General features: G+C 70.1%; 12 protein-coding genes and 1 pseudogene. 8 read left to right on the top strand and 5 right to left on the bottom strand.

The window, feature by feature from the left end; all coding sequences use genetic code 11:
• The first annotated feature begins 9 nt into the window (after nt 1–9).
• The 4 genes from ACZ4EF_RS20770 (at nt 10) to ACZ4EF_RS20755 (ending at nt 4576) form a co-directional block, all read left to right on the top strand.
• A complete protein-coding gene (locus ACZ4EF_RS20770) occupies nt 10–1479 on the top strand; it encodes a glycoside hydrolase family 3 protein (RefSeq protein WP_401314174.1) in 1470 nt (489 codons plus the stop codon).
• A complete protein-coding gene (nagA, locus tag ACZ4EF_RS20765; RefSeq protein WP_467505912.1) occupies nt 1476–2648 on the top strand; it encodes an N-acetylglucosamine-6-phosphate deacetylase in 1173 nt (390 codons plus the stop codon). Before ACZ4EF_RS20770 ends, nagA begins: the two co-directional genes overlap by 4 nt.
• Before the next feature lie 116 nt (nt 2649–2764).
• A complete protein-coding gene (locus tag ACZ4EF_RS20760) occupies nt 2765–3133 on the top strand; it encodes a VOC family protein (protein ID WP_467505910.1) in 369 nt (122 codons plus the stop codon).
• A gap of 909 nt (nt 3134–4042) precedes the next feature.
• Entirely contained in the window at nt 4043–4576 is a 534-nt protein-coding gene (locus ACZ4EF_RS20755) for a P-loop nucleotide/nucleoside kinase family protein (protein WP_467505908.1), read from the top strand.
• Nucleotides 4577–4724: 148 nt separating this feature from the next.
• Here the strand turns inward: ACZ4EF_RS20755 and ACZ4EF_RS20750 are convergent.
• Nucleotides 4725–5615, bottom strand: a pseudogene (locus tag ACZ4EF_RS20750) (transposase); the annotation flags it as partial.
• Nucleotides 5616–5713: 98 nt separating this feature from the next.
• Nucleotides 5714–6214: a hypothetical protein gene (locus ACZ4EF_RS20745; protein ID WP_467505906.1), complete on the bottom strand. Its 501-nt coding sequence runs from the start codon at nt 6212–6214 to the stop codon at nt 5714–5716.
• A 240-nt stretch (nt 6215–6454) separates the two neighbouring features.
• Here ACZ4EF_RS20745 and ACZ4EF_RS20740 point away from each other — a divergent pair, with 240 nt between their 5' ends.
• Nucleotides 6455–7036, top strand: coding sequence for a dihydrofolate reductase family protein (locus ACZ4EF_RS20740; RefSeq protein WP_467350683.1), 582 nt, complete (start codon nt 6455–6457; stop codon nt 7034–7036).
• A 1093-nt stretch (nt 7037–8129) separates the two neighbouring features.
• Here the strand turns inward: ACZ4EF_RS20740 and ACZ4EF_RS20735 are convergent.
• Entirely contained in the window at nt 8130–8387 is a 258-nt protein-coding gene (locus ACZ4EF_RS20735) for a hypothetical protein (protein ID WP_467505904.1), read from the bottom strand.
• A 9-nt stretch (nt 8388–8396) separates the two neighbouring features.
• Between ACZ4EF_RS20735 and ACZ4EF_RS20730 the strand changes: the two genes are divergently transcribed.
• Nucleotides 8397–8639: a hypothetical protein gene (locus ACZ4EF_RS20730; protein WP_355343450.1), complete on the top strand. Its 243-nt coding sequence runs from the start codon at nt 8397–8399 to the stop codon at nt 8637–8639.
• Between the two features lie 1050 nt (nt 8640–9689).
• Nucleotides 9690–10730, top strand: a complete 1041-nt coding sequence (locus ACZ4EF_RS20725) for an SGNH/GDSL hydrolase family protein (protein ID WP_467505902.1) — start codon at nt 9690–9692, stop codon at nt 10728–10730.
• Between the two features lie 920 nt (nt 10731–11650).
• Here the strand turns inward: ACZ4EF_RS20725 and ACZ4EF_RS20720 are convergent.
• Complete coding sequence (locus ACZ4EF_RS20720; protein ID WP_467505900.1) at nt 11651–13342, bottom strand: FG-GAP repeat domain-containing protein; 1692 nt, start codon at nt 13340–13342, stop codon at nt 11651–11653.
• A gap of 134 nt (nt 13343–13476) precedes the next feature.
• The gene (locus ACZ4EF_RS20715) at nt 13477–16407 is read right to left on the bottom strand and encodes a VCBS repeat-containing protein (RefSeq protein ID WP_467505898.1); all 2931 of its coding nucleotides are present in this window, start codon (nt 16405–16407) and stop codon (nt 13477–13479) included.
• A 597-nt stretch (nt 16408–17004) separates the two neighbouring features.
• Between ACZ4EF_RS20715 and ACZ4EF_RS20710 the strand changes: the two genes are divergently transcribed.
• Nucleotides 17005–23226: an RHS repeat-associated core domain-containing protein gene (locus ACZ4EF_RS20710; protein ID WP_467505896.1), complete on the top strand. Its 6222-nt coding sequence runs from the start codon at nt 17005–17007 to the stop codon at nt 23224–23226.
• The last annotated feature ends 279 nt before the right edge of the window (nt 23227–23505 follow it).

Raw genomic sequence — 23505 nt, 5'->3', positions numbered from 1 at the left:
GAGGATTCCATGACCGAGCTGTCACGCCTTGCCCATGGCGTGCTGTTCCCCGCGCTGGGGCGCAAGACCGTGCCCCGGTGGGCCCGCGCCCGTGTCGAGGAGGGACTCGGCGGCTTCGTCCTGTTCGGCAAGGACATCGCCTCCGCCGAGCAGATCCGGCAGTTGACGTCCGACCTGCACGGCCTGCGTGAGCATGTGCTGCTGTCCGTCGACGAGGAGGGCGGTGACGTCAACCGGCTGGAGTCGTACGGGGGTACGTCGGTGCCCGGCAATCACGCGCTGGGGCGGCTGGACGATCCGGAGTCGACGCGTGAGGCGGCGTACCAGATCGGGCTGTCGCTGGTGGCGGCCGGCATCGACTGGGACCTGGCGCCCGCCGTCGACACCGCGGTCAATCCCCTGAGCCCGAACGGCATCCGCTGTTTCGGCGCGGACCGGACCCTGGTGGCCCGGCACGCCGCCGCGTGGGTGGAGGGTCTCCAGGCGGCGGGGGTGAGCGCGTGCGCCAAGCACTTCCCCGGCCACGGGCTGAGCTCCACCGACGCCCACCTGGGCACGCCCACCGTCGACCTCTCCCGCCAGGAGCTGGTCGACCACTATCTGGACCCGTTCCGAGCGGCGATCGCGGCGGGCGTCGACAGCATCATGGTCTCCCACGTGCTGCTGACGCAGCTCGACACGGTGCCCGCCACGATCAGCCCGGCGGTTCTGACGGGTCTGCTGCGCGGTGAGCTCGGGTACGACGGGGTCGTGATCACCGACGCGCTGGAGATGCGCGGCATCAGCGATGTGGCGGGGCTGCCGGAGGCGTCGGTCCGGGCGATCGCGGCGGGCGCGGACGCGCTGTGCCTGGGCGCGTGGGCGTTCGGCGACGACGTGGACGCGGCAGCCGCGGCCCTGGTCGCGGCGGTCGAGGACGGCAGGCTCCCGGAGGAGCGGCTGCGCGAGGCCAACGCCCGTATCGCCAAGCTCGGCACGCGCCCCAGGGCGACCGGCGCCGTGCACGACGACGCGGTGGGCGCGCGGCTGGCGCGCGAGGTGGTCGAGGTCCACGGCGACCCGGCGCTGCGCGGCCGGAAGGTGATGGTGGTCCGGCTGGACCCGACGCATTCGCCCGCTCAGGGCGGTGCGTCGTGGGGGATCGCGGAGCCGTTGCGGGCGGCGGGTCTTGAGGTGGAGTCGGTGGCGGTGGCCGGTGACACGTACAACGCGGAGGGAGTGATCAGGGCCGAGATCGGCCTGTACCTGGACGAGTTCGGGCCGGACGCCGACGTCGTGCTGCTGGTCCGCAGCCCGCACCGCTTCCCCTGGCAGCGGCCGGTCCTGGACGAGGTCCTGGCCCGGTGGCCGGAGTGCGTCGTGGTCGACATGGGCGTGCCGGGCGACGACTTCGGCGGATTCCGCGGCTGGGTGCGGACGTTCGGCGCCTCCGGGGTGTGTGCGCGGGCAGCGGTGGACGTGCTGCTGGCGGCCGGGTGACCGGCGGCGGGCAGGTGCTGACCGGCGGGCGCTTCGTGCGGGCCGACGGCGCTGTGACACCGGGGTGGCTGCTGGTCCGCGGCGGTCTGATCCATGCCATGGGCGAGGGCGGTCCGCCCCCGGTGCCGGAGCCGGTGGTGGATCTGCGGGGGCGGCTGGTCGTGCCGGGGTTCGTCGATCCGCACTGTCACGGCGGGGCGGGCCGTTCGGTCTACACCGGCAACGCCGACGACGTGCGGATCGCCGCGGCCGGGCACCTCGCCCGCGGCACCACGTCGATGCTCGCGTCGGTGGCCAGCCTCGCCCTGCCCGCGATGGAGGCGGCGGCGCGCGCGGTCGCCTCGGTCATCGACGACGGATCCGCGCCCAACGTGGTGGGCATCCATTTCGAGGGCCCGTTCCTGTCGCCGGGCCGCCGCGGCGCGCAGAGCCCGGACGCGCTGCGGGCGCCGGACCGTGCGGTGGTCGAGCGGCTGCTGACGGCGGCCGGGGGCCATGCGGTGTCGATGACGGTGGCTCCGGAACTGCCCGGTGCGCTAGAGCTGATCAGGGAGTACGCCGATCGTCTCGTGATCAGCCTCGGCCACACCGAAGCGTCCGCGGCAGTCTTCGCGCGGGCGGCCGGTGCGGGCACCCGCTCGGTGACCCATTTGTTCAACGCGATGCCCCCGCTGGACCACCGGCAACCGGGCCCCGTCGCGGCGGCGCTCCTGGACCCCCGGCTGTCCTGCGAGCTGATCGTCGACGGCCACCACCTGGCCGACGACACGGTGCGCCTGGCCCACCGCACGGCAGGCGCCGACCGCCTGCTCCTGGTCAGCGACGCGATGCCGGCGGCGGGCATGGGCGACGGCACGTACCGTTTCGCGGACCGTGAGGTGACGGTGTCGGGAGGCGCGGCCCGGCTGTGCGGCACGGACACTCTCGCGGGTTCGACGCTCTTCGTGTCCCGCGCGTTCGGTCGCTCGGTCACTACGGTGGGTCTGCCGCTCGCGGACGCCGTCCGCATGTCGTCCACCACCCCGGCCCGGCTGCTGGGCCTGTCCGACCGCGGTGCCCTGCGCCCGGGCCTGCGGGCGGACTTGGTCGAGCTGGACGCGTCCCTGTCCCCGTCCCGTGTCTGGCTGGGGGGCCGCCCGGTCCTGCCCGGCGGCAGCGCGGGCCGGTAGGGGAGTCCGGTGGGCGGGCGCCCGGTGCCGGTCCGGGTGCCCGCGTGCTGGGTCCGATGAGTTCGCCGTCGTCGAACGGTCTACCCAGCGACACGACCGTTCTCGACAGGAGTGCCATGTCCACCATCCAGCCCGTGATCGTGACAGCGAACCAGGACGTTCTGCTCGGCTTCTATACGCAGTTGTTCGGCGCTGAGGAGATCTTCCGGGAGCCGGCGGAAGGCCCGGCCTTCTACCTCGGCTTGCGCATCGGCGACACCGACCTCGGGCTGGTGGCCAAGGCGGACCCGGGTACGCCTGCGGCGCCGCGGATCCTGCTCAGCATCGGTGTCGCCGACGTCGATGAGACGCTCGGGCGGGTGGAGGCGCTGGGCGGCTCGGTCCGCGGCGGCCCCACCGACATGCCGTGGGGACAACGTGTGGCCCACATCTCGGATCCTGACGGCAATCCGGTGAATCTCACCCAGCCGGTCCCGGCGTGCTGAGGCTGCTGTGGGGTGTGTTGTTGTTGTGGTGGTGGTTGTCGTATTTGATTCGCGGTGGGTGGTGCTGTGTGCGGCGTCCCGTGGCTTCGTGATGTGGGGCGGTATCTGTGCGGGTCAGGGGGTGGGGCGGCCGGTGAGTGTGTCAGAAAGCCGGGCGGTGCGGTCCGCCCTGCGCCGCCACGGCCCCGGGGCAGCATTCTCCTGAAGGAGAAAAGGGGCATGACAGCACTGATGTTCAAGGCCGCGTCGGCGGCGATCGGCGCTCGCTCTGGTGTGCGGGGCGTTCATCGTGGGTCCCGCACAGAGCGCTTCCGCCGGGGGCTGCGGGAGTTGGGGCACCGGCGGCACGGCCGGGGATATTGCGGGGGCCTGCACGCACGGGGAGGGATGCGCCGCGGGGCAGCGGCAGGGTCCAGATCGGCGTCACCGTCGCGGACACCGAGGGCGAGGGCAAGGGGGCCTGCGCGCAGTTCCGCGCCACGTACGCCGACGGTGGGACCGGGATGAGCGGGTGTACGTCGCGGGGGCCGGCCACACCCTGGACAAGTCCTTCAGCTATGCCTCCAGCGTCCGCGACATCTGGGTCCGGGAGGGCCTGGGCAACAACGGTAGGTGCACCCGGATGGCCGGGGGAGTACACACGGTCCGGCCCAAGTAACAGGGGCCCGTTTCCCCGGTGGGCGCGGCAGCGTCGCCCGCCCGGATCTCACCGAGTGCCAGGGGCCGGACTCCGGGGCCTGGCACTCGCCGCCGTCACCCCGTACGCCGACCGTGACCTCGTCGCCCGGCAGGTCGCCCGCGAGGAGGAGAGGCTCGGCAGCGACGGGTCGGGCCAGCGTCCCGGACCGGCACCAGCGCTCCCACGGCACCGCCTGCTTCGTGGCTTTCCGGCTCCGGCAGGATGGGGGCATGCTCATTGTGATCGGCGGACTCCCCGGCACCGGCAAGACCACCCTGGCCCGGCTGGCTGCGGCGCGCATCGGCGCGGTCCACCTGCGTATCGACACCATCGAACAGGCCATCGTCCGCTCGGGGCTGGCACAGCACCCCGTCGGACCGGCGGGCTACGTCATCGGATACGCCCTGGCCGAGGAGCATCTCCGGCAAGGACTGACCGTGATCGCGGAATCCGTGAACCCCATGGCGGTCACCCGCGACAGCTGGCAGAGCGCGGGGACCCGGGCGGCCGTCCCCGTCGTCGAAGTGGAAGTCGTCTGCTCGGACCCTGCCGAGCACCGCGAGCGCGTGACCACACGATCGATCGACATCCCCGACCTGCCCCTGCCCGACTGGCAGCAGGTCCTCAACCGCGACTACGAGCCGTGGAACCGCGAACACCTCGTCATCGACACCGCCGGACAGGACCCGCAGCAGTCACTCGCCCTGCTCCTTCACCATCTTGATCGCTCCGGCGGGATGCCAACCGAGGCCACCGAAGGCTGACGCACCGCGCTATGTCATGATCGGCTCAGCAACGGGCTCCTACCTTGTTTTTTAACCAGTTCGCCGGGGTTTGGTGCCGACCTTGTGAGGGGCCGGTCGTTGGTATGCCTCGCTGCCGGTGAGGACTCGTCCCACGTCGTGGCGCGGTGAGCCATGCGGCCCACTGGGTCAGCCTGGGGTGCAGCCGGTCCCACGCCTGGGCGGCTGCCGTGCCGTGGAGCCGGGTGTCGGTGAGGGCCTACTTCTGGCCCCAGGTGGCGGGGTCGCCGAAGATGAACTCCCCGCCGTGCTTGGGCAGCCGATCGCCCTTCGGGTGTGCCCAGTGGAACTCCTCCCACGAGGATGCCGGCCGACGCATCACCCGGTCCGAACGGGGTCGGCCCAGGATCTCGACCGGCAGGCCGGACAGCAGGTAGGCGATACGCGGCGCGTCTAGCCGGCGTCCGTAACGATCAGGATGTCCGGATCCCCTTCACCCCACTGACCTGCGGCGATGAGACGCTCGATGACCTCACGGACCTGGGCGGTGGTAGTGGCGGCAAGGTCGACGCCGGGGGGTGGGACGGACCGCGTCCAGGGGGGCGGACCAGGAGGTGCGGCCGGTCTCCAGTGCGACGATGACCGAGTACGGCCAACCGGGCATCATCTGATGCTTCGCGCCGCCGCGGCCGTAGGTGTGGCAGAACGAGCGGTCCGGCACGGTGCCGGCGTCCGGCCGCAGCCACGGTCAAACGTCGACGGCCAGGACCAGCCGCCCGCCGGCCGCTCGCGGCAACGGCACCCCGGCCAGAGCCCGCAGCCGGGCGACATCGAGCCCGCCGCGGTTCAGTCCGGCGTAGAGGGAAGCATGATCCCGGCGATGCTCCGGCGCCAGGGCGAGATCGATCAGCGACCGCACCGGCCCGTCGGTGCACAGCACCGCGTCGGCCAGCTCGAACAGCGCGTCGGCACGGGCGGTCAGGCAGTCCTGGAAGTCCGGCCGGAACCGGGACAACCCAGCCAGGCACTCGACGCGGACAGCGTCGTGCAGCAGCCTCACCTCGCGGCCTTGGCATGATCGACAACGCACATGATCACACCAAGGCCGCGCCGCTTTCCGGAAAAGGTGGAAACGCTCCTGGCGCTGGCAGGAGACCGTCAGGCACAGACCAGTGATGCGCGGATTCGAGCGATGCCGCGCAGGATCTCGTCCCGATTCTTCGCGCGCTTGATCCACAGTGGCAGACGGGCGACCAACGTCATCTTCTTCCCGGTGTCGTACCAGGGCGCTCGTTCGCGCAGCGACGCTTGGACGAAGCGCCGCAGCAAGTCGAGGTGTTCCAGGTCGTAGGCCCACAACCACCCGTGTCGAGTCTCAATTTGGAGCCACAACGGCACGCCGAAGTATGGATCCGTCGCTGGCGCGGCGGTGCCCCGGGAGAGGGCGACAGCACGGCCGCTCCACAGCCGTGACAAGCCGCAGCTACGGCAGACCAGACGCCTCGGCCTGAACAGGGTCCGACCTCCGCAGCCAGAGCTGTCGGCCGCTGGAATGACAAGGGCGGCTTTCGCGCAGGCAGGGCATCGCACCATGATCGAGCTAAGGAAGTCGTACTTGGTGCTGCGCGGATCTCGGAACCGACCGGAGGACGAGGCCATGCAGTGAGTATGCAACTGCCCACGGAGCTAGCGCACCCCGATTCGACGCCTCGTGTGCGACCCCCTGCCATCCCCGCCGAGAGCCACGCGAAGGTTGAACAACAAGCGTACGGCGAGTGTGGGCCGCCGCAGGTCGGGCTTCCTGGCTGTGGATTGACCGGGATCAAGCCACGGCGAGCCCGGAAGCGACAGTTCACGACACGCTAATTTTGCGGCACCCCAACAGCAGAGGAGAGCCCCGTGGGCAAGGTGGTCATGTACAGCTCGGTGTCGGTGGACGGCTTCGTCGCCGACGACAAAGACCAGCCCGGACCGCTGTTCGACTGGCTGTCCAGCGGTGACGTCCCGCTGGACGAGAGCGGCGTGCTGACGGTGTCGCAGGCGTCCTACGACTACATCCGGCCGTACTGGGACCAGATCGGAGTCACCGTCGTCGGCCGCCACGTCTTCGACCTGACGGACGGCTGGGACGGGAAGCCGCCGAGCGGGATCGACCACGTGGTCGTCGTGACCCACCGGCCGACGCCCGAGGGCTGGGACCCCAAGGCGCCCTTCCACTTCGTCGGCGGCGTCGAGGCAGCCGTGGCCAAGGCACAGGAGCTCGCGGGTGACCGCCTGGTCGAGGTCGCCGCCGGCGACGTCGGTGGCCAGGTGCTCGCCGCCGGCCTGGTCGACGAGGTCCGCATGGACGTCGTACCCGTCGTGTTCGGCTCCGGCAAGCGCTACTTCGGTTCGGCCCCCGCGCAGCACCTGTTGGAAGACCCTGACGTGGTGATCCAGGGCAACCGCGTCCTTCACCTGCGCTATCAGGTGCGCCGCTGACCGACCTAACCGGACTCCGCGAAGAAGTCCACCGCGATCGAACACACACAGGGCGCCCCCTCGTGGCCAGACACAATGCGGTCCCCAATGCCGGGAGTTGACCTGCGGCGGTTCGAACCCCGCTGACGCGAAGGACTCCCGGTCCGACTGTGTTGGCACGCGCCCGAGCTTCGGTGTCACAGGACAGCGGGGGCTACCAGCCTGGCCCGGCCCGCTCGGCGCCTCCAGGCACGGGCTCGTCTGGCCGGTCGCGGAGCTGGGCTTCCCTGGCGCCGGATTTGGGCTTCCCGGGCCCGAGCTCGGGCCCGGCTCGGTGTCGGGCCGGGGTGGTGGGGACTGGAAGCCTCTCGGCGGTAGCGTGCGGTCTGGTGTCCTTGGGTGTCCTTGTGTGTCCTTGGGCGCGTTGGGGGAGGGCCAGGCCGTTCAGAGCAACCGAGAACTTTATGCCGGGCTCAGTGCGGCTGTCCGGGCGTGTCGCGCTGGGGGCAGGGACGTGGTGGTTGCTGTCAGGGGTGAGGAGTCCGTGGTCGCGGACGCCGTCGGTGCCGCGCGGCAGGTGTGTTACGACCGGTACGTCCGGGCCCGGATGGTCCTCGGTGCGGCGGTTCTTGAGATGGGCTATGAGGTCAGCCGGTGCGTGGGTGCCGGCTGTGGCCTCGTCCGGCGCCTGCGGCTGATTCTCGGGAGGGGGGCCTTTCCGCCGTGCGGAGGCGCGGTTTGTGCGGGGGAAGGGGTGGTTCGCGGGGTCCTCGTCCGGTGCGGTGTATCTGCTCCGGGATGCGTTGCGTGCCGAACTGGGTGTGCATGGGGCACTGTCCGTCGAACGACTTGGGGCCAAGGCGGCGGTGCTGTCCGGTGCCCGCGTGGCCCTTCAGCAGGAACGACGGCGCCTGCAGGTACGACAGTCCGAACTGGCGGGCCGGGGCTGGTATGCGCGCCCGGCCGCTGTCCGCTGTGTGGCCGTTGTGCGTTCCTTGTCGGGTTCCGCAGTACGGGGCGGGTGCCCTTTGTCGGCGGATCGTCTGGGGCTGTGCGCGGAGTTGTTGGCCGGCGGGCTTGGGGTGCCAGGGCGTGCTGGGCGTGGGTGCCGGTGTCAGACCGGCCCGAGGGCCTCGTCGCGGGTCCTGAGGGTGTGGACGTCCTGCCCGGCGGCGTCGGCCACGCTGGCGATCTCCCCGCGGGGCGCGGCGGGCAGCGTGGTGGGGTAAACCGTTTCGATGGTGCCGGAGCGGATCTTGTCGTCCCCCGGGTTGACGCCGCCGCCGTGCAGGCGGACGGAGTCCTGCAGCGCGTCCTTCCCGGTGGTTTCCCGAGGGTTCGCCAGCGGTTTGGGGGTCAGGCGCGGGGGCACGCGGCCGCTATGGCCGATGAGACGACTGGAACACCCGCCGAAGACCACCTCCTCCTCAGCGTCGACACCAACGGTGACGGAAAACCCGACGTATGGATGACCGACACCACCGGTGACGGCAAGCCCGACCTCTACCAGTTCGACACGACCGGTGACGGCGCGGTGGACGTGACCATCGTTGAAGAGCCCGGTGCGGGGGAAGCGGGACGCACCGTCATCGAGGGCGACGGAGGCCACCCCGTCTCTTCCTGACTGTCGTGCCTGCCCCGCCCCCGGTGTTACCGGGGGCGGGGCAGGCGGGTGTGATGCGGGTACGGGGCTGTTTCGTGCTGCCGGTCGCCGCCCCCCGTGTTCGTGGGGGCGGGGCAGGCGGGTGTGATGCGGGGTGCGGGGTCAGCCTCGTGCTGCGCGTGGTCGCTCTGGCCGCCCGGAGGCGGCAGGCCGGTCACCCGTGCAGCCGGCCTGATGGGCCGCGACCCCAGCGGTCTGCGCCGCTCCCTTGCCGACCTTCATCGAGTTCTGCTGCCGCGCCGCCGTTACCGCCGCGCGGGGTGCGGGCGCGGACGGCCTGCCGTGCCCTGCTTGTTCGGGCCGTGTCCGGTACGCGGCTCGCGGTGGGCTGCTGTCCTGCTCCGGGCTGTGTCCGGTATGCGGCTGCCCCGGTGTCGTGGGCGCCCCCGGCAAGGATGTCGCCGTGCGCCAGGGGTGCGAGGTGTGCCGGGACGGGGGCGGCGGCGCGTCCGGCAGCGCGCGGCGAAGAAGGCCGCGCCTTCGGGCGGCGTCGTGACCGAGGTCCGCCCCCGCCGCCCGCACGGACGGGCGGGCGCGCGGGCGGCGGGTGGATCCGCCGGATCGCCCGGCGCCTCCTCTCCCCGGGCCTGGGCCGCCCGACGACGCGCGGGCCGGTGACGTGCGGGCCGCGCGCGGGCCCGCGGGGTGCCGCGGGGCGGCGGCTCCGGCGCATCGCCTCCGGGTCCCTCCGGGGGATCTGCTTCAGGGGCCCGCGGTCCGCCGCGCGGCGGACCCTGAGGCGCAGTCCACAGGCATCGGTTCCGTCGGGCTCGGCTTCCAGCAGCCGGCCCGTGTGGGCCATCGGCTGCCGGGCCCGCACGGGCGCGGCGTGTTGTCTCCGGGGCGGGCGGGGCGGGACGTACCTGTCGGGGTATGACACGACGCACACGAACAGTCACAACGGTGGGCCTGGCCGCGGCCGTCTGCGCGATGACGGCCGCGGCTGGCCTCGCACCGGCGCACGCCGGGACAGCGCCGGGGACGGCCGGGGACCGGGGTCTCGTGGTCTCGATGGGTGACAGCTTCATCTCGGGTGAGGCGGGGCGCTGGCAGGGCAACAGCACCGCGGTGACCGGCAGCCGGAACGGCACCGACCGGGCCTACCGGAACGGGGCCTACCTGCCCGCGCTGGTGTACGGGGCAAGCTACGCCGACCACTGCAACCGTTCCGACTCGGCGGAGATCGACAATGCGCCGTTCACCGACGGCGCCCCCGAACGCGTCAACCTCGCCTGCTCCGGCGCCCTGGCCAGGGCCGTGTACGCGAAGGCGGACGGCGGAGAGCGGTTCAAGGGCGAGGAGCCGCAGGCGGACCAGTTGCGCGCGGTGGCCGCCGGGCACCGGGTGAGGCTGATCGCGTTGTCCGTCGGCGGCAACGACATCGGCTTCTCGGACGTCATCCTCGCGTGCGCCAAGGAGTTCCTGAAGCCGGGCAGCAGCCACACCTGCGCCGCCGCCCAGCAGAAGGCGGTGGAAGGCCGCTTCGCCCGGATGCGCGAGGAGGCCGGCAGAGCCGTGGACAGCATCCGTGCGGTGATGCGCCAGGCGGGACAGCAGGACGGCTCCTACCGGCTCGTCCTGCAGTCCTACCCCTCCCCGCTGCCCGACGCCGCCCGGAACCGGTACCCGGCCAGGGGCTACAAGCGCTTCACCACGGGCGGCTGCCCGTTCTCCGACACCGACCTCGACTGGGCGCACGACACCCTGGTGCCCGAGATGACCGCGGAACTCGCACAGGTGGCCACCGCGCGGCACACCGAATTCCTCGACCTGTCAGCGGCCTTCCAGGGCAGGGAGGTCTGTGCCGACCAGGCCCGCCGGGCGACCGCGGGCGAACCGCCCGCCCCCGCCGCCAGTGAGTGGGTCCGCTTCCTGGTCACCGGGCTCGCACAGGGCGAGCGCCAGGAGAGCCTGCACCCGGACTTCTACGGCCAGCTCGCCCTGGGCCGCTGCCTGGCCCTGGCCGCCGGCGAACAGCAGAGCGAAGGACACTTCCGCTGCGCCAACACCGCCGGCAAGGGCCCCGAAGCGATGACGCTCGCACACGAGTAGCACACCGCCCGGGCGGCAGCTGCCAGTCGGCGGGTGACGAGCGGGGGCCGCACAGCCGGCAGGACCCCGCCGCCGCCGACGCCGCCGGCCAGGTCCGCCCCGCGGCCGGCGGCCCCTGGAGTTCCTGCGGCTGGCCTCCGCACCGGGTGGCCGCGGCGGCCCGGCCCTTCCCCAGGGCCGGCGTCAGCGCCGACGCCGGCCTCCTTGACGCCTGCCGGACGTCAAGAGCGCTGCGGCACCGCACCCGACGGCAGACTCTTCCGCGCAGTACGCGGCGGACGCGTCCGCTCCACCGAATACTGCGGCATCTGGCAAGACGCCTGACAGGACACACTGCACGCACAGGATGTAGAAAGCCTTTTTGCCGAGGTCCACTACTGCCTACGCCACGCGGGCATCTCTTCGTGGATCACCGCCGGGATCCCACCCGCCGAAGCCGCCCGGCGTGCTGGGCACAGCTTCACCGTTCTCTACCGCGTCTACGCCAAACCGCTCCAGGGCTACCAGCAAGAGGCCAGCCAGCTCATCGCAGCCGCTATGCATGAGATTCAACGGTGAATCGTGGATACGCGGATGTACTAGCGCCCGCGCACACGGCCGCAATCATGATGACGATCCGCGAGCACATCCGCCCGTTGCTCATCTGCCTGGTCGGGTGTGGCGACGGCAATGGTGAGCGCTATGGGCAGTGAAGATCTCCAGTACGTAGCTGAGGGACTGCGCAGCGCTGCCGACGGTCTCGGCATGAGGCCATCGGCGTGAGGCGCGATGAATGAACGTGGCGCGTGCCATGCTGACTGACGAGGGCCTTCTTGCGGGGCGGGAGCCCAAGCAAGGATCCGGTCGGCGGGTTCCTCTTGGCGTCCTTGTCAGGACGCCAAGAGGAACCCGCGGGTACGAGGTCCGGTTGGACGACGCGGTCAGAGCAGGACGGAGTACATGTTCCAGCCGGTGCCGACCTGGACGCGGCGCGCGTAGGGCGCCTTGGGGTCGCCGGTGCCGCGGTAGTACCAGAGTTTCCCTGCGGAGTCGGCGGCCAGCAGATCGGGGTGTCCGTCGCCGGTCATGTCGCCGACGCCGACGATGCGGCTGTAGGTGTTCCAGCCGGGACCGACCTGCGTGCGGCGCGTGTACGGGTCCGTGGTCCTGCCGGTGCCGCCGTAGTACCAGAGGGTTCCGTTGTGGTCGCGGGCGATGAGGTCGGGGTGTCCGTCGCCGTTGACGTCACCTGCGCCGACGATGGTGGTGTAGGTGTTCCAGCCGGGTCCGACCAGGGTCCGCCGTGCGAAGGGCGCCTTGGCATCGCCCGTGCTGCGGTAGTACCAGAGGGTTCCGTTGTGGTCGCGGGCGATGAGGTCGGGGTGTCCGTCGCCGTTGACGTCTCCCGCGCCGACGATGGTGGTGTAGGTGTTCCAGCCGGGGCCGACGCGCGTCCGTGCCGAGAACGGGCCGCCGGACTTGCCGGTGCCCCGGTAGTACCAGAGCACGCCGTCGTGGTCGCGTCCCACCAGGTCTCCGGTACCGGCCGCGGTCAGCGAGCCAAGCGGGGCGATCGTGGTGTACGTGTTCCAGCCGGGGCCGACCCGCGTCCTGGGCCCGAGCTTGCCGGGAGCGGCCGGGTCGGGAGTGGCCTGGTACTGCCACAGGGTCCCGACGCTGTCACGGCCGTAGAAGGCGGCGCGGTGGCCGGCGGGGACGGTGTCGGCCGTCAGCGTCAGGCGGGTGGCCGCACTGTCGTAGGGGCGGCCGTCGGCGCCGACGGTCTCAAGACGGCCGTCGAGCGTACCGGCGGGCAGCCCCCAGTCGCTGGTGACTTCCAGGCGCTCCAGAAGCTCGCCGTCCGCCGTGGCGTCCCACTGACGGGCCGGCAGTTGCAGCGTGAGGGATCCGTCGTCGGTGATGCTCCAGGAGGCGGTGCGGAAGGCTGTGCCGTCGGTGGCGTAGGCGACGTGCAGTCCGGCCGCGAGTTGCCGGGCGGTGTATTTGGCGGCGGTGATCGCGTCGGCAGGCAGTGTCCATCGCGTCGAGGAGGCGGCCGGAGCCGTACCAACCCGTCGTGTCCGTACGGTTGCCGTCGTCGCCCGGGTGTCGCCGGTCGCGATCGGGACGGCGGCTCCCCACGGCACCTGCGTGCCGCTCGCGGACGTCCAGGAGGCCGAGAGGTGGGGTTGGGCGATGAAGATGCCGCCGTTGGTGGCGATCGTGCTGTGTGCGACGACCTTGCCGTCGGAGCCGGCGATGATGGAGCCGGTCACCGGGATCGCCTCCGCGATCGGGTATCCGGCCGACACGTGGAGATGCACCGTACCCGCTTGGAGCGGTGCGCCGGGAATGCCGTTGTGATCGCTGTCGGTGTCGCCGATCGTGACGGTCGCCGCGAGGCCGGGCCGCCGCACCACGGGTACGGCGTTGCCCGTGTCGTCGGTGACGCGGAGCTGATCGAGCCCGGAGTCCTGCAGGTCCAGGCGTATGTAGGCATCCGCGGCCGGAGGTGCGGTCACGGTGACGTCCAGATCGCCCGGCTCTCCGTACATGGCGATGTGCGCGTCACCGACGGCGATCGCAGGTCCGGAAGGCGGTGCGTCCGCCGCGGCGACGGGCGGAAGGCTCACGGCGGTGCCCGCAGCCAGAGCCACGGCGGCCGCAGCCGCTACGCGTCGGTGAGAGACGTGCTTCACGTGCGATTCCTTGAGGTGGAGGGGCGGGCCGCGGTGCGGCCCGCCGCGAAAGGAGTGCGGACTTCGGGTCAGGCGATTTGCTGGAAGCCGTTCCAGCCGGCGGTGCCGACCGCGGTGCCGGAGCCCTGGATGCCGGAGTAGAAGTAGAGCTTGCCGTCTCCTCCGGAGGACCAGACGTCGGGCTTGCCGTCCCCGTCGGCGTCCGGGGCCGCGGTGAGCAGCGGGCGGTTGGCCGGCGTCCAGTTGGTGCCGATCACGGTCGGAGCCGAACCGAGCCCGTCGCCGTTCGTTCCGGTGCCGTTGTAGAACCGCAGGTCACCGTTGGCCTTGCTGCGGGCGACGAGGTCGACGTGGCCGTCGCCGGCACGGTCGCCGGGCGCGGTCAGGTCGAAGCCGGACCAGCTGCCGTTGCCGACCAGGACGGGCGGAGTGGTCTCGTCGAGGTAGAAGGAGTCGGACCCGAAGTAGAGCCAGAGCAGGTCGCCTTCCTTCACGAGCAGGTCGGGGTGCGGAGGCACGTCGATGGTGCCGTCGCCGTCGGTGTCCAGCCCGCCGTCGACGTCGCCGATCGCGAGGATCTGGTCGGCGTCGGAGAAGTGGTCGTTGGTCGGGTCGTAGACGCTGAGCTGCTGTTCGTCGTAGAGGCAGGACTGGGACTGTCCGTCGGCCTGTTCGTCCCTGGCGGTGCAGGCGTAGCCGAATCCGTTGTTGGGGAAGACCTCCAGCGACTTTCCGTCGGTGCCGGGAAGGAGAGCGACGAGGTCCTCGTAGCCGTCGGCGGTCCAGTCACCGCGGTGGGTGATGGAGGCGCCGTTGAAGTCGGTGGCGCCGCCGGCGGTGTACGGGGCGAGGAAGCCGCTGCCCTGGCCCGCGTAGAAGCGCAGATCGCCGTCGGTGGTGACGCCGTACATGTCGGAGGTGCCGTCGCCGTTGAGGTCGCCTGCCTTGTCCGGGGTGGCCGGGCCGTTGGCGTAGAAGCGGTAGGAGAAGGTGTCCGACCTGTTGCCGCCCTTGTCCAGGCTGCGCACGGCCAGCGTGTGGGCGCCGGCGGCGGGCGGTGTCAGCTTGATGTCGACCGAGCCGCCCGCGGTCTTGGGCGCGGCGTTGCGGACCGTCGGGTCCCAGTCGGTCCAGTACTCGTAACTGGCGACGTCCGCGATCCCACCGCTGCTGAGGGTAAAGGTGCCTTCGGTGCGGGACCGGCCGGTGGTGGCAGGCCAGCCGTCCACGGCTTCGGGAAATTGCTGGGAGTCCGCACTGGGCGGGTTGCTGGGCCGGGCGGCGTCGAACGTGAAGTGGCAGTTGGTGCTCCACGGTCCGCTCAGCGAACTGTCCTCGGCGCTGGCGCGCCAGCTGAAGTTGCCCGCCCCGGTGATGCCGTCGTCCTTGAGCAGCTTGGTCAGGGTGGCCTTGGGGATGAGGAGCCTGGCGCTCTTGCCCGAGGTCACGCTGACCGTCGTGTTGACCTCGTTGGTGGCGCCGCCGTGACCGGTGGGCCACAGGTTGAAGTGCGCCTTGATGGTGCCTCCGTCAGGGTCGGAGAAGGTGCCGCCGAGCGTCACATCGGTGTTGCCGATGGTCGTGTACGTGCTGTTGGCCCCGCAGTCGTTGCCGGAGGACGGGTTGGTGTAGAGGCCGGACGGCTTGCCGGGGTAGGTGTTGTAGTCGGTGGAGAGCACCGCGGTGCTCGCCGTGAACTTCTTCCACGCGTACACGTCGGTCTCACTCGTGCTCCGCATGCCGAGCGTGATGTTCGGCCAGTGCTTGGTGGCGGCTTCCTTGGCCGCGGCGGTGACGTCGTAGGCGAGATTGCCAGCGGGGCAGGAGGAGTTGTAGCCGTGGGAGTCCGTGCTGGTGGACAGCTTGGTGGCCCACGACGGCTGGTTGTTCCAGCTGGTCGACGAGGAGATCGATCCCGTCAGCCACGTCTCCGCCTTCGCGTCGTTGCACGACCATGACCACGAGTTCTTGATCCGGAAGGTGGACTTGGTGACCGCCTTGTTGGTGTTCCAGAGATTGTTGGAGTCCATCCGGAAGAACGAGCGGGCCAGGCCGTTGGTCTCGTTCTCGTAGCCGACCCGGGCGTCGCCGGTGGAGGAACCGCTGCCGCCCCAGCCGGCACCGTTGTAGAACGTGCCCGTCGGGTACTTCTTGTACGCGATCGTCCACGCCTCTTTGGAGCCGCCGATCGTGGGGTCGATGTAGACGGGGTACGTGACGTCGTCGCCGGTCAGCAGGGACTGGTCGGGCGTCAACGTCACCGTGGAGGACGTGACGTCGATCGGGACGGCCGCCTGCTGCGAGCCGTGGCCGGGCTCGAACTCGTCGGTGGGGACGGCGGGTCCGGGCGTGTCCTGCGCAGACGCGGCGAGCCGGGACCGCTGGCCGGCCGAGGATGCGGCCGCCGGTGCGGTGGAGCTGTCCCACATGCGCGGGACGGGCGCGGTGAAGACCTCCTGCCCTGCAGGGTTGACCGCCCGCAGATTGCCGGTGGCGTCGGTGCTGACGTCGACGCCGTCGGAGGCCAGCTTGAGTCTGAGCGTCTTCAGCGCCGGATCGGCCGCCGCTTCCGCCGACTTGACCACGAGCAGCTCGCCGAAGCCCGATGTCCAGGCACGCACCTTCAGGTCCACGCCCGGCAGCACCTCCGGGTACGTGGCGCTGTCGCCGTCGACCGTTGGCGCGGGCAGGGCCGTGGGCCAGGACAGCGACATGCTGCGGCCGTCCCGGGTGATGGTGGCCAGCGGAGCGGTGCCGCCGCCGGAGAACTCCAGACCGACTGCGGTCGCCGCGGGCGCGATCTGGCCGTCCGTACCGCGGTGCAGCGTCGTGTCGATGTCGACCAGCTTGTTGCCCTGACGGACACGCTGCTCGGTCGCGTACTGGTCGCGCGTGAACGTCCCGTCCGGATTGGCGAACAGCTGTGCCGTCTCGGTGCGTTCCGAGAGCACCTCGGCCCGCTGCCCGGTCTCGGCGGCACGGGCGACGGCCTCGGACACCTCATCGGTCGTCCCGGTCCCCCCGGTGGCCGTGGATGACGTGCTGTCAATTGCCTGAGCGGGTAGGGCAGTTGCCGCCGGAGACAGCACGGCGGCCACCACGAGAGCGGCGAGTGGAATTCGCCACCTTCCTGTGCGCATCGCTCCCCTTCGATACTTCAAACCAGGATCCTTTCAGTTGCCACGTGAAGCACGGATCGTCGTGTGGCATCGGAGAAAACCGCGCGGTCACCCGCGTTCGGAGGCGGGTCTGCGCGTGCATTGAGTATGCACATGGATCAAGCCAGTCCGGACCTCCCGTGGAGTCCTTCTGGTCATCTGTGCAGCTCACGATGGCGGAGCAAGTTGGGCATAGGCGTCCATTAGCGCTGGTAAGCGGTGAAGCCTGTCAAATATTCAAATTCTTGTGCTATGGGAATCGAAGCGAAGAATTCGCGGTCGGCCTGATTCTTTGACGGCTCTTTTCGGGTGCTAATGTCAGCCGAATCGTCAACACTGCGTGAGCCCTTGGGGGGGGGTAAAGTGTCCGTTTTGCGGACCCATTTTCAGCGGAGTCCCGCACGGGCCAGGACACGTCGGCAAAGAGCGGCCTATGCCGTGAGTCTTTCGCTCGTCGTGTATCTGCTGCTCGGATTGCTGGCCGGTCCTGTGGCGGCCGCGGCCGAACTGAGCCTGCTCAAGTTGTCCAAGCCGCACCCGGTTCCGGCCACACCGGTCGGGGCGAAGCCGAAGGCGCGTACGGACGAGGCCGCGCAGCACGCCTGGAAGGGTGCGCCGAAGGTGACCTGGCCCGCGGCCGGGACCGCGACGGCGGCGATACCCGCTGCGGGCACGGCCCGTAAGGCGGCCGGTTCGCTCCCGGTACGCCTCCGGCAGAGCGCGGCCCGAACACACACGGCCGAGGGAGCCACCGACCCCGGCCCACAGCAGGCACAGGTGCAGGTGCTCGGCCAGGACACCGCTAAGCAGCTCGGCATCGACGGCGTCGTGATCGCGGTCAAGCCCGCTCAGGGCGCCAAGGGCGCAGTCGACGTCCAGGTCGACTACTCCGGCTTCCGCAGTGCCTACGGCGGTGACTGGGCGTCCCGGCTGCAGCTGCGCAAGCTGCCCTCCTGCGCGCTGACCTCCCCGACGGCCCCTGCGTGCACCGCCGGCGAGGCTCTGACGACGGACAACGACACCAAGGCCGGAACGCTGACGGCGGCCGTGGACCTGACGGCCGCGACGGCCTCCACCGCCGGTACGCAGACCGCACCCGTCGGCAAGGCGCAGCCAGCCGCGCGTTCCGTGACCGGCCTGAGCGCGAGCGACGGCACCGTGCTGCTGGCCGTGACGGCTTCGGCGGCCGGTGCCGCCGGTGACTTCAAGGCGACGTCGCTGGCCCCGTCCGCCTCCTGGTCGGCGGGCGGCAGCAACGGCGGCTTCGCCTGGACGTATGGCATCGACACCCCCGAGGCGGCCGGCGGTGTGCAGCCGGACCTTTCGCTCGGTTACGCCTCCCAGTCGGTCGACGGCCGGACCGCGGCCACCAATAACCAGGCGAACTGGATCGGCGACGGCTGGTCGATGGACCCCGGCTACATCGAGCGGCAGTACGTGTCCTGCACTGACGACACGTCGGGCAGCAACACCACCGCCCAGGTCGGTGACCAGTGCTGGAAGAAGGACAACGCCGTTTTGAACCTGAACGGCCACAGCAACACACTGGTCAAGGACGACACCACTGGCGAGTGGCACCTGGAGAGCGACGACGGCACCAAGGCCGAAAAGCTCACCAGCTCCACGAACAACAACGGTGACAACGACGGTGAGTACTGGAAGGTGACCACACCGGACGGGACCGTCTACTACTTCGGCCTCAACCGCCCGGCGGGCTGGACCACCGGCAAGGACGAGACCAACTCCACCTGGACCGTGCCGGTGTACGGCAACCAGGCCGACGAGCCCTGCCACGCCACCGCCTTCGCGGACTCCTGGTGCCAACAGGCGTGGCGATGGAATCTGGACGCGGTGGTCGACCCGCACGGCGACGCGATGACGTACTACTGGGCCAAGGAGTCCAACTCCTACGGCCGCAACGTCAATCCGGACACCGGCGCCGCCACGTCCACCCCCTACACCCGCGGCGGCTACCTCAAGCGCATCGAGTACGGCCTGCGCTCCAGCAACTTCTACGCGACGCCCGCGGCGAAGGTCGACTTCACCGTCGCTGAGCGCTGCCTGACCGACTGCGGTACGTTCGACAAGGCCCACGCGGCGAACTGGCCCGACGTGCCCTTCGACCAGTACTGCGCGACCGGCGCGACCTGCACCGGGAACTACTCGCCGTCGTTCTGGACCCGCAAGCGGTTGACGAAGATCGACACCTCGGTGCTGGTCGGCACCGCCTTCAAACCTGTGGACACCTGGGACCTGACCCAGCAGTTCCCGGCCACCGGCGACGGCACCTCGCCCGCTCTGTGGCTGGCCTCGATCGCCCGCACAGGCCACACCGGTACCGGCGATGCCGCGCTGCCCCGGGTGACCTTCCTCGGCCAGCAACTCCACAACCGGGTCGAGGGCGCCACGACCGGAGGCTCACCCGACCCGGTACCACCGATGATCCGCTACCGGGTCTACGGCATCGACAGCGAGACCGGCTCGAGTCTGGGTATCACCTACACGGCCAGGGACTGCAAGGCGGGCGACGTACCGTCCCCGTCGTCCAACACGCGCCGCTGCTACCCGGTTATCTGGTCCCCGCCCCAGGCCCCCGGCGCCGAGTACGAGCCGTACCTGGACTGGTTTCACACCTATGCCGTCACGCAGGTGATTGAGCAGGACAACACCGGCGGCGCACCCGCTAAGGAGACCGATTACAGCTATGTGGGCGGCATGGCCTGGGGCAAGGACGAGGACGAGTTCACCAAGGCCAAGTACCTCACCTACGGCGAACGGAAAGGCTACGGCCTGGTCCAGGTCCGCACTGGCGCCGGCTCGGACCCGAAGACGCTCAAGGAATACCGCTACTTCCGGGGCGTCGACGGCGCCCAGGTCACGACCCACGACGGCGCCGCCTACACCGACCACAGCTCCTACGCCGGCATGACCCGCGAGGAGATGACGTACAACGGTGACGGCGGCAAACTGCTAACCGCCACCAGCTACGAGCCCTGGCACGGCCCGGCGACCGCCAAGATGAGCCGCACCGGCCTGTCCGCGCTGTCGTCGTACGCCACCGGCAACGGCTCGGAATCCACCGCGACCGCGGTCGGCACCGGCTGGCGCACGACCAGGACCGAGCGCACCTATGACGCGGACGGAAAGGTCCTCACCGAATCCCGGCTCGGCGACACCGCCAAGTCCGGTGACGAGGAATGCGCGGCGACGACGTACGCGCCCAACGCCGCGGCGAATCTTCTGACGCTGATCGCCGAGGTCCGGACCGTCGCCAAACCCTGTGGCACGACTCCGTCGTTGCCCGCGGACCTGGTCTCCGTGGAGCGCCACTATTACGACGGCGCCACCAGCCTGACCGCCGCGCCCACCAAGGGCGACATCACCCGCGTCGACGAGCAGGACGCGGCCGGCACCGGTTATCTGACCACCGCCACCCACACCTACGACCAGCACGGCCGTGAGCTGACCGAGACCGACGCGCTCGGCCACAGCACGACCACCGCCTACACCCCTGCCACCATCGCGGCGCCGACGTCCTCGACCGAGACCAACGCGCTCGGCCAGACCGTCACCAGCGAGTACGACCCGACACGCGGTGTCGTGACCGGCTCGACCGACGCCAACGGCAAGCGCACCGACGCCGTCTACGACGGACTCGGCCGACTGACGAGTGTCTGGAAGCCCGGCTGGGCCAAGGCCGCCCACGCCACTCAGCCATCGGTCCAGTACGCCTACTCCATCTCCCGTACCGCCGCGAATGTAATCACAACCAAGGCGATCAAGAGGGACGGCACCTACAGCACCATCTACAGCTTCTACGACGGTCTGCTGCGCCCCCGCGAGACACAGACGCCGGCCACCGGCACGCAGGACCGGCTGGTGAGCGAAACGCTCTACGACACTCGCGGCTTCACCCGCAAGACGTACGGCACCTACTACGCCTCCGGCTCCCCCTCTGCCACGTTGGTCAGCGGCGACGACACCAAGGTGCCCGACGCCACCTCGAACGTCTACGACGGCAGCGGGCGGATCACCGACGCGATCACCGTCAAGTACGGTGACGAGCAGTGGCGTACGACCACGGCCTACGACGGCGACCGCACCACGGTGATCCCGCCGAAGGGCGGCACGGCCACCACCACCGTCACCGACGCGCTCGGCCGCAAGACAGCCCTCATGCAGTACACCGACACGGCTCGGACGGCATCGCAGACCACCACGTACGCCTACGGCAAGTACGACGAGCCGGTGAAGGTCACCGACCCCGCCGGCAACGTGTGGTCCTACACCTTCGACAACCGCGGCCAGCAGACGAAGGCGGACGACCCCGACAAGGGAGTGTCCACCACCGGCTACGACAACGACGGCCGTCCCGTCACCAGCACCGACGCCCGCGGCGTCACGCTGACGACGGAGTACGACAAGCTCGGCAGGAAGACCGCGCTGAAGCAGGGCGGCACCACGCTCGCTTCCTGGACGTACGACACGCTTGCCAAGGGGCAGTTGACCAGCAGCAGCCGTTTCGTCGGCGGCGCCGAGTACACCACCGGGATCGGCGGCTACAACGACCGCTACCAGCCGACCTCCACCTCGGTGACCATTCCGGCCGCGGCCGGCGGACTGGCGGGCACCTACTCCTGGACCTACGGCTACAACGACCAGACCGGTCTCCAGGACTGGACGTTGACACCTGCCGTGGGCAATGTCCCGTCCGAGCGGATCACGACCAACTACAACAGCGACGACATGCCGATCCGCACCAGCCGGGCCGGCGTGGTCCTGGTCGCGAACACGACGTACGACGCCTTCTCCAGGCCGGTGCGCACCGAATTCGGGGGCACGGTAGGCAAGAAGGTGTACCAGTCGCAGCAGTACGACGAGTCCACCGGCCGCCTCATCCAGCAGACCACCGACCGTGACCTGGCACCGCAGCGGATCGACGACACCTCCTACGTCTACGACCCGGCCGGCAACATCACCTCGATCAGCACCGCCAGCGGCCAGGACGCGGCCAAGTCCACCGACACGCAGTGCTTCACCGACAACGCGCTCGGACAGCTCACCGAGGCGTGGACGGCGGCGACCGACTGCTCCAAGGCGCCCGCCACGAGCACCGTCGGTGGCCCGGACGCGTACTGGCAGACCTTCCGTTACGACCTGGCCGGAAACCGCAGCGAGCAGACCGACCACGGCACCGGGGCCTCCGCGGGGACCGATGCCGTCACCACCTACACCCAGCCCGAACCGAACACCGGGCTGCCGCACGCGGTGCAGCAGACGTCGGTCGCGGGCGGTGCCGACAACGGTGCGACCAGCACCTTCGGCTACGACAAGGCGGGCAACACCACCAAGCGCACCACCGGCGGCCAGGTCCAGGACCTGACCTGGGACGCGGAGGGCCACCTGGCCACCCTCACCCAGGCCGGCAAGACCACCAGCTACCTTTACGACGCCGACGGCAACCGGCTCATCGCCAAGGACGTCGACGGCACTGGCACCCTGACCCTGCCCGACGGCAGCGAACTCAAGCTCGGAGCCGACGGCACCACCAAGACCGGCACCCGCTACTACACGCACAACGGCGACACCGTCGCCGTCCGCAGCGGCGCCACCATCTCCTACCTCTTCACCGACCAGCAGGACACCGCGACCACCGCGGTCGACTCGACCACCTTCGCGGTCACCCGCCGCAAGGAACTCCCCTTCGGCCAGATCCGGGCGACCTCAGGGACCTTCCCCGGCACCCAGGGCTTCGTCGGCGGCACCACCGACCCGACCGGCCTGACCCACCTCGGCGCCCGCGAATACGACCCCGTTCTCGGTCGCTTCATCTCCGTCGACCCCGTCATCGACACCGGCGACCCGGCCCAGATGAACGCCTACTCCTACGCTCACAACAACCCGGTCACCCTCTCCGACCCCGACGGCACCCGCCCCCTCGGCCCCACCGACGGCGGCACCACCACCGACAACCAGTGGGCCAACGACCGCGGCATGAACGCCGGCTACACCTACAAGAACGGCAAATGGGTCTGGCAGCAGTCCCCGAAGAAGGACACGACCTCCCGCCAGAAATACGCCGCCTACCAGGCCAACCCCACCCACTACATGATCGACGACGGCTACGCCTACGCCCGCGCCCAGCAGCAGGCCGCCGCAGCCGCCCGGATCAAGGCCCAGGCCGCGGCACGCGCGAAGAAGCTCGCCGAGGAGAAGCGGCGGAAGAAGAACAGCATCTTCGGCAAGATCAAGTCCGGAATCAACAGCGGCTGGGACGCGGCTTCTTCAGGCGTGAAGACGGCTGGTCAGTGGGCCTACGACAATCGGTCCAACATAGTGAAGGTCGCCGCTATCGGCGCCTTCGGAGTCTGCACTGTGGGCACGGCAGGTGCCTGCGCCGCAGTCGGGACCGCGGCATTCACGCTTTCGGTGGCCAATCGCGGAATCGCCTTCGGGCAGAGCAAGAAGACCAACGCCGACTGGGCGGCACTCGGTAGCGGTGTGGCCTTCGACACTGTTGCGTGGCGGGTGAACGTGGTCAGGGAGGGAGGTACGTTTGTCAAGAACCTGCCGCTGCTGTACTCAGTCGGCACCAGAGCAGGCCAGGCTCGCCTGTACCAGCAGGCGGCGGCAGCGGTGTGGGGGACGCTGGGCTGGTAGCCATGGCATGTGAAGTGGCGTGGCGCCCGGCGGTGGGTTTCCGCCGGGCGCCACGGTCTCGCGCGGTTGTACAGGATTGGACAGAAAATCCATGGGTCATGATTTGATCGCCAAGTATTCGTCCACTGGAGGCATTGCGCCGGTGGGCATACTCGTCATGGTGGCTCTTTTGGCTGGATTTGTTTGGGATGCTCGTAGGTTCCCGGACGGGCCGTTGCTGCGATGGCTTCTTCCCGTCGGTCTTATCCCATTTATGGTCGGGGCGCTCCTCAATATTCT

It is taken from the genome of Streptomyces sp. NPDC025721 (assembly GCF_055558595.1).
The sequence above is the reverse complement of the archived record's forward strand: the minus strand, read 5'-3'. Positions and strand labels throughout refer to the sequence as shown.

Excerpts from the sequence above, each read along its gene's own strand:
- ACZ4EF_RS20745 (WP_467505906.1), bottom strand. The coding sequence starts at position 6,214 with ATGGCCTCGTCCTCCGGTCGGTTCCGAGATCCGCGCAGCACCAAGTAC.
- ACZ4EF_RS20730 (WP_355343450.1), top strand. The coding sequence starts at position 8,397 with ATGGCCGATGAGACGACTGGAACACCCGCCGAAGACCACCTCCTCCTC.
- ACZ4EF_RS20725 (WP_467505902.1), top strand. The coding sequence starts at position 9,690 with ATGGGTGACAGCTTCATCTCGGGTGAGGCGGGGCGCTGGCAGGGCAAC.
- ACZ4EF_RS20760 (WP_467505910.1), top strand. The coding sequence starts at position 2,765 with ATGTCCACCATCCAGCCCGTGATCGTGACAGCGAACCAGGACGTTCTG.
- ACZ4EF_RS20755 (WP_467505908.1), top strand. The coding sequence starts at position 4,043 with ATGCTCATTGTGATCGGCGGACTCCCCGGCACCGGCAAGACCACCCTG.
- ACZ4EF_RS20770 (WP_401314174.1), top strand. The coding sequence starts at position 10 with ATGACCGAGCTGTCACGCCTTGCCCATGGCGTGCTGTTCCCCGCGCTG.